Annotated in this window: 11 protein-coding genes; 7 read left to right on the top strand and 4 right to left on the bottom strand. The window is 65.6% G+C overall.

Annotated elements, in window-relative coordinates:
• Window positions 1–122 precede the first annotated feature (122 nt).
• Window positions 123–2,357 carry an NADP-dependent isocitrate dehydrogenase gene (locus tag ACPYOD_RS16545; RefSeq protein ID WP_481302807.1) on the top strand — a complete coding sequence of 745 codons (2,235 nt, stop codon included), beginning with the start codon at window positions 123–125 and terminating at the stop codon, window positions 2,355–2,357.
• Window positions 2,358–2,413: 56 nt separating this feature from the next.
• Here ACPYOD_RS16545 and ACPYOD_RS16540 read toward each other — a convergent pair whose 3' ends face one another.
• The gene (locus ACPYOD_RS16540; RefSeq protein WP_481302806.1) at window positions 2,414–3,640 is read right to left on the bottom strand and encodes an SGNH/GDSL hydrolase family protein; all 1,227 of its coding nucleotides are present in this window, start codon (window positions 3,638–3,640) and stop codon (window positions 2,414–2,416) included.
• Window positions 3,641–3,843: 203 nt separating this feature from the next.
• Window positions 3,844–5,073, bottom strand: coding sequence for an SGNH/GDSL hydrolase family protein (locus tag ACPYOD_RS16535; RefSeq protein ID WP_481302805.1), 1,230 nt, complete (start codon window positions 5,071–5,073; stop codon window positions 3,844–3,846).
• Between the two features lie 195 nt (window positions 5,074–5,268).
• On the opposite strand from ACPYOD_RS16535, the gene ACPYOD_RS16530 reads away from it, so the two are divergent.
• Genes ACPYOD_RS16530 through ACPYOD_RS16515 form a run of 4 tightly spaced genes read left to right on the top strand, consistent with a single transcriptional unit; the run spans window position 5,269 to window position 9,117 of the window.
• Window positions 5,269–5,760, top strand: coding sequence for a MarR family winged helix-turn-helix transcriptional regulator (locus ACPYOD_RS16530; protein WP_481302804.1), 492 nt, complete (start codon window positions 5,269–5,271; stop codon window positions 5,758–5,760).
• A 12-nt stretch (window positions 5,761–5,772) separates the two neighbouring features.
• On the top strand, window positions 5,773–7,899 hold the full coding sequence (locus ACPYOD_RS16525) for an FUSC family protein (protein WP_481302803.1): 2,127 nt from the start codon (window positions 5,773–5,775) through the stop codon (window positions 7,897–7,899).
• Window positions 7,889–8,086 (top strand): DUF1656 domain-containing protein, encoded by a 198-nt coding sequence (locus tag ACPYOD_RS16520; protein WP_481302802.1) that lies wholly within the window; start codon window positions 7,889–7,891, stop codon window positions 8,084–8,086. Before ACPYOD_RS16525 ends, ACPYOD_RS16520 begins: the two co-directional genes overlap by 11 nt.
• 11 nt (window positions 8,087–8,097) lie before the next feature.
• Entirely contained in the window at window positions 8,098–9,117 is a 1,020-nt protein-coding gene (locus ACPYOD_RS16515) for an HlyD family secretion protein (protein ID WP_481302801.1), read from the top strand.
• 202 nt (window positions 9,118–9,319) lie between these two features.
• Here ACPYOD_RS16515 and ACPYOD_RS16510 read toward each other — a convergent pair whose 3' ends face one another.
• On the bottom strand, window positions 9,320–9,910 hold the full coding sequence (locus tag ACPYOD_RS16510; RefSeq protein ID WP_481302800.1) for a GNAT family N-acetyltransferase: 591 nt from the start codon (window positions 9,908–9,910) through the stop codon (window positions 9,320–9,322).
• A 7-nt stretch (window positions 9,911–9,917) separates the two neighbouring features.
• The gene (locus tag ACPYOD_RS16505) at window positions 9,918–10,124 is read right to left on the bottom strand and encodes a YdcH family protein (protein WP_481302799.1); all 207 of its coding nucleotides are present in this window, start codon (window positions 10,122–10,124) and stop codon (window positions 9,918–9,920) included.
• Window positions 10,125–10,223: 99 nt separating this feature from the next.
• Here ACPYOD_RS16505 and ttcA point away from each other — a divergent pair, with 99 nt between their 5' ends.
• Together ttcA and ACPYOD_RS16495 are read left to right on the top strand one after the other, a co-directional pair.
• Window positions 10,224–11,096 (top strand): tRNA 2-thiocytidine(32) synthetase TtcA, encoded by an 873-nt coding sequence (gene ttcA, locus ACPYOD_RS16500; protein ID WP_481302798.1) that lies wholly within the window; start codon window positions 10,224–10,226, stop codon window positions 11,094–11,096.
• Window positions 11,097–11,129: 33 nt separating this feature from the next.
• The gene (locus ACPYOD_RS16495; protein ID WP_481302797.1) at window positions 11,130–12,317 is read left to right on the top strand and encodes an amino acid aminotransferase; all 1,188 of its coding nucleotides are present in this window, start codon (window positions 11,130–11,132) and stop codon (window positions 12,315–12,317) included.
• The last annotated feature ends 29 nt before the right edge of the window (window positions 12,318–12,346 follow it).

Here is a 12,346-nt window from a genome sequence, read left to right as displayed (position 1 = left end):
CTTGCCCTCGAAGCACAACAGTCGTTCCAGGGCCTCGCTTCCCCCTCCGGCGCCAGTCGGGCCACAATGGACAGGTTTCCAGTCCATGACCTGGCCCACTCAAGCATAAGGCTCGCCGAATCATGTCCAGCTCGCCCAAGATCATCTACACGCTCACCGACGAAGCGCCGTTCCTCGCCACCGCTTCCTTCCTGCCGATCGTCGAGGCTTTCGCCGGTACCGCCGGCGTGGCCGTGGAAACGCGCGACATCTCGCTGGCCGGCCGCATCCTGGCGCAGTTCCCGGACCGCCTCACCGACGCGCAGAAGATCGGCGACCACCTTGCGGAACTGGGCGAACTGGCCACCAAGCCGGAGGCCAACATCATCAAGCTGCCGAACATCAGCGCCTCCGTGCCGCAGATGAAGGCCGCCATCCGCGAATTGCAGGCGCAGGGCTATGCGCTGCCCGATTACGTCGATTCCCCGTCCACCGACGAGGAAAAAGAAACCAACGCGCGCTATGGCAAGGCCATGGGCAGTGCCGTGAATCCGGTGCTGCGCGAAGGCAACTCCGACCGCCGCGCGCCGCTCTCGGTCAAGAACTACGCGCGCAAGCATCCGCACCGCATGGGCAAGTGGTCGCCCGATTCGAAGTCGCACGTCGCGCACATGGACGGCGGCGACTTCTACGGTAGCGAGAAGTCGGCCACGATCGACAAGGCCGGCAGCCTGCGCATCGAGTTCGTGGGCAAGGACGGCGCCACGAAGGTCCTGAAGGAAAAGGTCGCGGTGAAGGCCGGCGAGATCGTCGATGCCGCCGTGATGAGCCGCAAGGCGCTGGCCGCCTTCATCGATACCCAGATCGCCGATGCCAAGGCCAAGGGCGTGCTCTTCTCGCTGCACCTGAAGGCCACGATGATGAAGGTCTCCGACCCGATCATGTTCGGCATCGCGGTGCGCGAGTTCTACAAGGATGTGCTGGCGAAGCACGCCGACGCCCTGAAGCACGTAGGCTTCGACGCCAACAACGGCATCGGCGACCTGTACGCGCGCCTCGATAAGCTCGACGCGGGTAAGCGCGCCGAGATCGAAGCCGACCTGAAGGCCGAGTATGCGCAGCGTCCGGCCCTTGCCATGGTGAATTCCGACAAGGGCATCACCAACCTGCACGTGCCGAGCGACGTCATCATCGATGCCTCCATGCCGGCGATGATCCGCGACTCCGGCGGCATGTGGAACGCCGAAGGCAAGCTCCAGGACGTGAAGGCCGTCATTCCCGATCGATCCTACGCCGGCGTCTACCAGGCCGTCATCGAGGATTGCATCGCGCACGGCGCGTTCGATCCCGCCACCATGGGCAGCGTGCCGAACGTGGGCCTGATGGCGCAGAAGGCCGAGGAGTACGGCTCGCACGACAAGACCTTCCAGGTTCCCGCCGACGGCACCGTGCGTGTCGTCGCCGACGACGGCTCGGTGGTGTTCGAGCATGCGGTGGAGCAGGGCGACATCTGGCGCATGTGCCAGACCAAGGACGCCCCGATCCAGGACTGGGTGAAGCTGGCCGTGCAGCGCGCACGGCTCTCGTCCACGCCCGCCGTGTTCTGGCTGGACCGCAACCGTGCGCACGATGCCCAGGTGATTGCGAAGGTCGAGCGTTACCTGAAGGACCACGACACCGCCGGGCTCGACATTCGCGTGCTCTCGCCGGTGGACGCCACGAAGCTTTCGCTCGAGCGCATCCGCAAGGGCGAGGACACCATCTCGGTCACCGGCAACGTGCTGCGCGACTACCTCACCGACCTGTTCCCGATCATGGAACTGGGCACGTCGGCGAAGATGCTCTCCGTCGTGCCGCTGATGGCCGGTGGCGGCCTGTTCGAGACCGGCGCGGGCGGTTCGGCGCCGAAGCACGTGCAGCAGTTCGTGGAAGAGGGTTACCTGCGCTGGGATTCGCTGGGTGAATTCCTCGCGCTCGCTGCTTCCCTCGAGCACCTCGCCGAGCGTTACGACAACCGCCACGCGCGCGTGCTGGCGAAGACCCTCGACCAGGCGAACGGCCGCTTCCTCGACAGCAACAAGTCGCCGGCACGCAAGGTCGGCGAGATCGACAACCGCGGCAGCCACTTCTACCTCGCGCTGTACTGGGCCCAGGCCCTTGCCGCGCAGGACGACGATGCGGACCTGAAGGCGAAGTTCGCCGATGTCGCGAAAACGCTGGAAGAGAACACGGCGAAGATCGACGCCGAGTTGATCGCCGCACAGGGCAAGCCGCAGGACATCGGCGGCTACTACCACCCGGACATGCGGCGGGTGAGCGCCGCCATGCGTCCGAGCGCCACCCTCAACGCCGCGATCGACGCGTTGCGCGACAAGTAAGCAGGCATGACGTTGGCAAGGACCCCACGAAGGGGTCCTTGCCATTCATGCCGGGCTTACTTGCGCAGCCCCCACGTGGTCGGCGTGGCGTCGATGACCCATCCCGCCATCATCTCGTGCACCCGGGTGGTGGGGTGCAGCGTGTCCCAGAACACGTACGTCGACGGATCCTTGCATGCCGCGCGCGGCTTCTGTTCCTTCAGATAATTGAGCGAACTCGGGGAGTCGATCATCAGGCAGGACTCCTTCGTGTTGACGAGGCCGAACTTCGCCGGGGTCTTTATCAGATCGTCGAAGTAGTCGCGTGCGTTCACCACCCGGATCTCAGTACCCTTCGTGCGAGCGGCCACCCGCTCGGCGACCGCGCGGATGTGGGCGTTGTAATACTCCACCTTGCCGAGCACGGTATGGGCATCGGTGCGTCCGCCTTTCATGGTGAAAACCGGGGCGACCGATACATCCGGAAGTGCCACGATGAGGATCTTCCTCGCGCCGCCGGCCACCAGCTTCGTGAGTGCCTTTTCCTGGTCGTCGATGATCGCGGGGCCCAGCTTCGTGTCGTTGACGAAGTCGTTGCCGCCGATAAGGAATGTGAAGAGTGTCCGTGACGGATCGTAGCCCTTCGCATGGCCCATGTAGTTGAAGAAGCCGTCAATCTGCTTGCCCACGCCGTGGATGAGCCCGATATGCGCATCCTTCGTCTGCGCCCCGCCGATAGCCCAGTTGTTCAATGGCACGCCGGCGCGCTTGGCGAGATATTCGATCCAGGTGGGACCGTTGCTGAAACGGCCGAGGTGCCAGCTCGTGCCGGGCAGCTTCCATTGCGATTCGTTGTGCATGTTACCGGTATCGCTAAGGCTATCGCCGAACGACACGATGCGCTCGATCGGCTTGCCTTTCGCCTGGTCGCCGTTGTACCAGATCTCGTGGTTGTAGCTTTGCGTAGTGGTGGCAGCACCGACCATCACCAGCTGCTTCGCATCCTTGATACCGGCGATCTTCTTCGTGCAGGCGTCGTAGACCTGGGTGCGCGGGGTATCGGTGAAGAACATGCTGCGCGACGGAAGGATGCTCGAGCCGCGCCAGTAACCGCGCAGGGTATAGTCGGCCGCGACGAAGGCAGTCTTCGCGCCCAGCGGATCGCTCTTCAGCGAGTAGTGGCAGCGTACGCCGGTCGTGGTTTCCTCGAAAGGCTGCGCAGATGCAGCGAACGAGGTGGCACCGAGCAGGCCCGCCGCGCAGATGAGGGCGGTGCGGGTAAGGTGGTGTCGAGTCATTGACATGGTGGATCTCCTTGTGGGGGGGCATCGCCGATGTCTTTACCCTCTTCATCGCCGATGTCTTTATCCTCTTCAAGGTGCCGTGCCTTGCCTATCGGACGGCGTATGAGCGCAGGCATTCGGGAATGCCTGCACCAAGACGGTTCATCGGCCGAGCGACATCGGCCGACGACTGAGCCCCGCCGCATTTCCGAAGCACGAACGGGTCAGGGGCCGTCGAGGCCCCAGTCACCCGCCACTTCCGCGTAGACCCTTCGCGCGATCAGACGATGCACCGCGGTCGTCGGATGCACGAGGTCCCAGAACACATAGCTTTCCGGCGTGCAAGCGGCGCGCATTGGCCGCCGGGTTGCGTAATGGATCACCGTGTCCTTGATGTCGAGGCATGAGTCGACCACGTTCGTCAATCCCTCCGCGGCAGGATCCGCGAGCAGTTCGTCGAACATCGTGGAAATATCGATCAAGCGAACGTCCATGCCCGTCGTCCCGCGGAGTTTCTCCACGATGGCCGGTAAGGCCTCGTTGTAGCGTCGGGCCCGCTCGCCGACGAGCGCCGCCTTCGTCGCATCGCTGCGGTAACGGGGTGTGCGGGAGATATCGGGCAGGTTGAGCAGCACTACCTTCCGGGCGCCCAGTTCGCCGAGGCGGAACAGTGACATTTCCAGTTGCCGTGTCGCCACTTTTACCGAAGCGAAATGGCTGCTCTTGTCGCCCATGAAGTCATTCGCACCCGCGAGAACGGTGAACAAGGTCCGGGACGTGTCGTAATCGGTCGTCTTGGCCACGTAGCGCTCGAACGACTCGATCTGCGAGTCCAGTCCGTCGACGAGCGCCGTGTCCTGCGTTTCGGCGCTGCCGATGGCCCACGTGTTCAGCGGAATGTCCGTCATGCCGGCAAGGTGTTCCGTCCACACCGGACCATTGCTGAAGCGACCGAGGAACCACGAGCGCGATGCGGGGAGCTTCCATTGCGACAGGTTGTAGGCGTTGCCCGTGTCGCTGAGGCTGTCGCCGAACGCCACGATGCGCTCCACCTCGCCTTCGCGCGACAGCGGGCCGTCGTGCCATATCTGGTGGTGGTAGCTGCGTCCGCTGCTCGCGGCGGTCCACTGCACGGGCCTTTCCCGGATGCCGGATTCCCATAAAGCCTGCTCACAGGCCCGGCGCAGTTCCTCCGGCCGGCGCTTCGTATAGAAAAGGTTCGCGCCGGGATTGAGGCTGATATTCGCCCACGTGCCGCGTAGCACGAAATCCGGAGCCTGGATGTAGGCGGTCGCGGTGGGCGAAGAAGCCGTTGGCGCGGGATACGCGCAGCGCAGATAGGTAGTCTGCGACGCGCGGGGCCGGGTCGACTCGGAAGGGACGACGCTTTGGGCCTGGACGGAAAGGCTGGCGGCAATCGCCGCCGAGCCGATGAGGCTTGCGAGGGTTTTCACGGGGACTCCTTGTCATGGGGGGCGACTGTCGGCGAGGGCGCCGGCCGCGTCATCTTCCCGGGAGCCGGCCTGAGGCGAATGCAGGCCCTATCCGCTTTCGGCTGTAGGTAGCCATGGACGCGCCGCCGTCACTACAGCTATTGAATATACACAAATGAACTATATACTTGTGAGGCAACTTATGAGGATCCGCGCATGAGCGACTTCGCCCCCACCGAGGCACGCCTGGATATCACCCGGGCTAAATACCCCGATTTTCCGCGGGGCCCCACCGTGCTGGTGCGCCTGATCAAGCACCTGTTCAAGGAAATCCAGGACGAGGCGAACGCGCTCCTGCGGCCCTACGGTCTCAACCATCCCGAGTACAACATCCTGATGATGTTGTACGGGTCCCCCGACAACAGCATGCATCCCTCCGCCCTGGCCGACGCCGCGGGCGAGAAGTCGGCCAATGTCACTCGCCTCACCACCCAGCTCTGCGAGAAGGGCTACCTGGCGCGCTCGGGCAGCGACTCGGACCGGCGCAAGGTCACGCTCACGCTGACGCCGAAGGGTCTCGCTCTCATCGATGCGTTCCTCCCTGGAATCGTCACGCTGCTTCACAGGCAGACGCGTAACCTCACCGCCGGAGAGCAGGACCAGCTCGAGGTGCTGCTCAAGAAGATGCTCGCCGGATTCGGAGAGTAAGGGGGACACGCCATGCCCGCCGCCAATCTCTCGAGCCGCTCGATGCCCACGCGCGAAGTCGTCGCGGAAACCCTGCGCGAGGAAGCCTCTGCGTGGCTGTTCGTCGCTAAGACGCTTACGGCGTTCTTCCTCACCGGTTGGATCGCCATGCGCCTGGACTTGCCGGCGCCGTCCACGGCGATGTTGACCACCATCATCGTCGCGAACCGCCAGTCCGGCATGGTGCTGGCGAAGAGTTTCTATCGCGCCATCGGCACGCTCGCCGGCGCAGCCGTGGCAGTAGGCATCGTGGCCGCTTTCCCGCAGCAACGGGACCTGTTCCTGCTGGTGCTTTCCCTGTGGATCGGCGTCTGTGCCGGCGGCGCCACGCTGTACCGCAACTTCAAGTCTTACGCCTTCGTGCTTGGCGGCTACACGGCGGCCATCGTCGCCATTCCCGTCATCGAGAACCCGCTGGGCGTCTTCGATTCGGCCACGGCACGCATCAGCGAAGTGCTGTTGGGCCTGCTGGTGAGCGGCGCGGTGAGCGACGTGGTATTTCCCAGCCGCATGCGCGATGTGCTGCGTCGAACCGCTCGCGACCAGTTCTCGCACTTCGTCGGCTTCATCCGCGATAGCACGGGCGGCGCGATTCCCCGCGAAGCCATGGAAAAAGCGCACCTGCGCTTCGTCCGCAACGCGGTGACGCTCGAAGACCTGCGCAGTTCCGTGATCTTCGAAGACGCCGAGGCTCGTGCCCGCAGCAATCACCTGCGGCTGTTCAACCAGCGCTTCATGGCGACGTCCACCACCTTCCAGTCGGTGCACCATCTGATCAATCGCTTGCAGCGCGCCCGGCGCGACGTGGCGGCGAACACCTTGATTCGCCTCTATGCACCGATCGGCGATGCGTTGGACGCACCGATCGAGGCAGGGGCTGCCGCGCGCGTGCTGTTGCCGCGTCTTGCCGAAGCGCGCGACAGCATGAAGGCGTTCGTGCCCGCACTGCGCGCCTCGCTCGACGACGCGCAAGACCTCCGCGATTTCGACACGGGCGCGACCTTGCTGCTTCGCTTCGTGGGCGAGCTTCACGATTACGTCGATGCCGCCGCGACGCTGCAGACTCCGAGGGTCATTGCGGGGTCGGCGGAACGCGTGCGTTTCGATCGCGGGAACGACTTCGTCGGCGCTGGCATCGCGACGGCCCGCACCACTCTGACGATGCTGGTGCTCGGTGCGTTCTGGATCGAAAGCGCGTGGCCCATGGGCGCGAGTGCGATGCTCATCGCAACGATTTTCGCGGGACTTTTCGCGAGCACGCCCAATCCCACGCGCGTTACCTGGCTCGTGATGCTCGGCTATGTGTCGGGCATGGCGGCAGCCTTCGTCTGCGAGTTCTTCGTGCTTACCCAACTGGACGGCTACCCGCTGCTGATCGTGGGCGTCACGCCATTCCTGACGCTAGGACTGATCATGATGATGACGTCATCGCTGGCGTCATACGGGCTCGGCTGGGCCATGGGCTTCGTGTACATCCTCGCTTTGAAGAACCTGCAGGCTTACGATCCGGCCCACTTCATCAACGATGCCCTTGCCCAGGTGGTGGGCCTTGGCGCGGCGGCGGTTTCCTTCTTGCTCATCCCTCCGGCCATCGGCAGTGCGTGGTTGCGGCGGCGCCAGCTGGCCAGGTTGCGTGCACAGGTGGCCATCGCCGCCGAGGCGCCGCTTCCCGGCCTGCGGCATCGCTTCGAGAGCGTGAATCATGACCTCGTAAGCCAGGTGGTGGCCCAGACGGAGCCGGGCAGCGCCGACTCGCGCGCCCTCATCGCGTGGGCCCTGGCGGTGCACGAGACAGGGCGGGCACTCATCGAACTCCGTCACGACATGTCGCGGCAGGACCTGCCGCCCACGCTCGTGCCGTATCTCGACGCCTCGCTGCATACGCTGGCCCGGTTCTACGAAAGACCCGATGCGGCCGGTTACCTGCTCGCGCGCGATGCGGTCGCCACGGCCATCGCGAGCGTCGGAGAGCACGAAGGTGCCGGCGACCTGCTCGACCACCTCCACCTCGTCCGCATGGCGTTGCTCGACGGTGAGTCCGTACTCGCCGCCTACATGCCCGATGTTCCGCTTTCCAAGGAGATCGCCCATGCCTCGTGAAATCGCACTAGGCGACGCCCTGGTCCCGGGGCTGCTCGTTTTCTTCCTTCTCGCGCTGGCGGTGCTGTGGCTGCTCGACGCGGTTGCCGGCCGCCTCGGTTTCTACCGCCTCGTGTGGCACCCGGCGTTGTTCCGGCTGGCTGTCTTCGTGTGTGTCTTCGGCGCCTTCGCGCTGTTCCTGTACTGAGTGACCTCGTGATGAAATTCGCCTCCCTTGCCCGTTTCACCGTTACCGCCGTGGTCGTGCTGGCCGCCGCGTTCGTCGCGCATGCCTTGTGGCAGCACTACATGTATTCGCCGTGGACACGCGACGGCCGCGTGCGCGCCGAGATCGTGCGCATCGCGCCGGATGTTGCGGGCATCGTCACCGACGTGCGCGTTGTCGACAACCAGACCGTGAAGAAGGGCGACGTGCTCTTCGTGGTCGACCAGGCTCGCTACGAAAACGCGGTCGCGCAGGCGAGGGCGAACCTCAACGCCGCCGAGGCGGCCGCCCGGGCCGCGGGCGCGAACATCAACGCCGCCTATGCCGGCGCGCAGCAGAGCCGTTCGAACTACGAGATGTACGAAGCCCAGTCGGAGCGCCGGCAGAAGCTCATCAATAACGTGATCTCCGCCGAGGACAAGGCCAATGCGATGGCCGCCGCGAATGCCGCGCGCGCAGGTTGGCAGCAAGCGCAGGCAAGTACAAAACAGGCGAGTGCCGCGCAACAGCAGTCGCTGGCGGCAGTGGCCCAGGCGCAGGTGGAACTGGCTTCCGCCCAGTTGAACCTGGATCGCACGCGCGTGCTCGCGCCGGTCGACGGCTATGTCACCAACCTCGATGTCCGCGTTGGCGACTATGCGAATACCGGCACGCCGCGCCTGGCATTGATCGACAGCGATTCGTACTGGATCTACGGCTACTTCGAAGAGACGAAACTGCCCGGCCTGCGCGTGGGCGATCCCGTCGACATCCGGCTAATGAGCGGTGGCGTCCACCTGAAAGGCACGGTGGAAAGTATCGCGCACGGCATCACCGACGCCGACAATCCCACCGGCAGCGACCTCCTGGCCGACGTGAATCCCACCTTCAATTGGGTGCGCCTGGCCCAGCGCGTGCCGGTGCGGGTGAAGATCGACACCGCGCACCTGCCGCCCGGCACGGTGCTGTCGGCGGGCATGACGGCGACCCTGATCGTGCGGCCGTCGCATCCGGATGCGGTGGCCAGCCGCTGACGACTGCTGTAGGAGCCGCCATGGCGGCGAGGAACTCTCGGGACACCGCCATCGCGCCCTGTGGGAGCCGCTTCAGCGGCGATACGTGCCTGTGACCGTGCCCGCTATCGCGGGATCGCCGGCATAGCCAGCTCCCACAGAGAGCTTCAGTGCTCGCATTTCCGGTGCAGCGGGGCCAGATCCCTCGCCGCCATGGCGGCTCCTACAGGGGAGCGAGGCGGCGGAGCCGCAGCTGCAACCACTTGTCCACGTCGGGCCACTCGGTCGCGAGGATGCTGTAGCACACCGTGTCGCGCAGGGAGCCGTCGTTGCGGCGCTTGTGGGCGCGCAGCACGCCCTCGCGCCTGGCGCCCAGCTTCTCGATGGCCCGCTGCGAATCCTGGTTGTAGGCGTCGGTGTGGAACTCCACCGCCACGGCGCCGACGTTGAGGAAGGCGTTGGCGAGCAGCAGGTGCTTGCAGGCCGTGTTCACGTGGCTGCGTTGCCAGCGGCGGGCGTACCACGTGTAGCCGATGGCGACGCGGGACGGGTCGAGCACGATGTCGTAATAGCGCGTGGAACCGACGATCTGGCCCGTGGCCTTCTCGCGGACCGCCCAGGGCGACATGCGGCCCTCCTCCTGGCCCCGGAGGGCGGCCTCGACGTACTCGGTCATGCGCCCGGGGGCGGGCACCGAGGTGAACCACAGGTCCCAGAGGTTTCCGTCGCCCGCGGCGCGCTCCAGCGCATCGATGTGCTCGAGCGCGAGCGGTTCCAGGGCGACATAGGCGTTTTCCAGGCGAACGGATTCCATCGGGGGCTCAGGCGTCCAGGTCGGGGATGAGCCGGCTTTCGATCCGGGCGATGGTGTCCTTCAGGAGCAGCTTGCGCTTCTTCAGGCGGGTGAGCTGCAGCTCGTCCCGGCTGATGGAGGCCGCCAGGTGGTCGATGGCCGCGTCGAGGTCGCGGTGCTCCACCTTCAGTTCGGCGAGGCGCTGGGCGAGCTGTGCGGGATCCTGAACCTGCATCGCATTGGGCCGGCGGAGGGAGGAGGTTCGGATTGTACCGCCGGGCGGGGGCAGCCGCAGCGGCTACAATGGGGGTCCCCTCCAGGTTCCGCCCGCAGCATGTCCGCCATCCCCGATCCGACCCGCAAGCACACCTATGAAGCCGGCAAGCTGGCCAAGCGCCTGCGTCGCCAGGTGGGCCAGGCCATCGCCGACTACGGCATGATCGAGGACGGCGACAAGGTGATGGTGTGCCTTTCCGGCGGAAAGGACTCGTACACGTTGCTGGACATGCTGTTGTCGCTGCAGGCGAAGGCGCCGGTCCGCTTCGAGCTGGTGGCGGTGAACCTCGACCAGAAACAGCCGGACTTCCCCGCGCACGTGCTGCCGGAATACCTCACGGCGCGCGGCGTGCCGTTCCACATCATCGAGCAGGACACGTACAGCGTCGTCACCCGGGTGATCCCCCAGGGCAAGACGATGTGCAGCCTGTGCTCGCGCATGCGGCGGGGCGCGCTTTACCAGTGGGCTGCGGCCAACGGCGTAACGCGCATCGCGCTTGGCCACCACCGCGACGACATCCTCGGCACGTTCTTCCTGAACATGTTCTACCAGGGCAGCCTGAAGGCGATGCCGCCCAAGCTGCTGTCCGACGATGGCCGTCACGTGGTGATCCGTCCGCTCGCCTACTGCCGCGAAGACGACATCGCCGCCTATGCGGAGTCGCGGCAGTTCCCGATCATTCCCTGCAACCTGTGCGGGTCGCAGGAGAACATGCAGCGCAAGGTGGTCAAGCGCATGCTCGCGGACTGGGAAAAGGCGCATCCGGGCCGCAGCGAGACCATCTTCCGCGCCATGGGCAACATCGCGCCGTCGCAGCTGACCGACCGGCACCTGTTCGATTTCGTGTCGCTGGGCGCGCGCGAAGGCGCGCCGCGCGCCGACGCTCACGCCTGGCTCGCGGGTGGCGACGCCGCCAGCGATACCGAATGACCATCCTCACATAAGATCCAAGGCCCTCCCGACATGACCCTGTTCTCTTCCGTCGAACTCGCTCCGCGCGATCCCATCCTCGGCCTCAACGAGGCCTTCGGTGCCGATACCCGTCCCGACAAGGTGAACCTGGGCGTCGGCGTCTACTACGACGCGAACGGCCACGTGCCGCTGTTGCGCGCCGTGCGCGAGGCCGAGAAGGCGCGCGTGGAGGCGGCCCTGCCGCGTGGCTACCTGCCCATCGACGGCATCGCGCTTTACGACATGGCCGTGCAGAAGTTGCTCTTCGGTGCCACGTCGCCGCTGCTTGCCGAACGCCGCGTCGTCACCGCGCAGTCGCTGGGCGGTACCGGTGCGCTGAAGGTGGGTGCCGATTTCCTCAAGCGCCTGAATCCTTCGGTGCCGGTCGCGATCAGTACGCCGAGTTGGGAAAACCATCGCGCGCTGTTCGAAGGCGCCGGCTTCGAGGTGGTGGAGTATCCGTACTACGACGCCGCCACGCACGGCGTGGACGTGGAAGGCATGCTCGCCGGCATCGCGAAGCTGCCGGCCGGCGCGATCGTCGTGCTGCACGCCTGCTGTCACAACCCGACCGGTGTCGACCTCGCCGTGGGCGACTGGCAGCGCGTGGTGTCCACCGTGCGCGAGCGCGGTCTCGTTCCGTTCCTCGACATCGCGTACCAGGGATTCGGCGATGGCATCGAACCGGATGCCGAAGCGGTGCGCCTCTTCGCCGCGGCCGACATTCCGTTCCTCGTCGCCAGTTCGTTCTCCAAGTCGTTCTCGCTGTACGGCGAGCGCGTGGGCGCGCTGTCTATCGTCACGGCATCGCACGACGAGGCGCAGCGCGTGCAGTCGCAGCTGAAGCGCGTGATCCGCACCAACTATTCCAACCCGCCCACGCACGGTGCCGCCATCGTCTCCGCGGTGCTGAACCACGACGACCTGCGCGCCACGTGGGAAACCGAGCTGGGCGAAATGCGCGAGCGCATCCGCGCCATGCGCCGTGGCCTGACCGAGCGGCTGTCGAAGGTGGGTGACTTCGCCTTCATCGAGCGGCAGCGCGGCATGTTTTCCTACTCGGGCCTCACCGCCGCCCAGGTCGACCGGTTGCGCACGGAGTTCGGCATCTACGCCGTGAGCACCGGGCGCATCTGCGTGGCCGCCCTGAACGAGGGCAACCTCGACCGCGTGGCCGACGCCATCGCGCGCGTCGTGTAAGCCCACTTACCTGTCTCTTATACACATCT

This window comes from Luteibacter sp. HAY1-4A (assembly GCF_056755355.1).
Note: the sequence above shows the minus strand (reverse complement) of the source record. Positions and strands in the feature narration are given on the sequence as shown.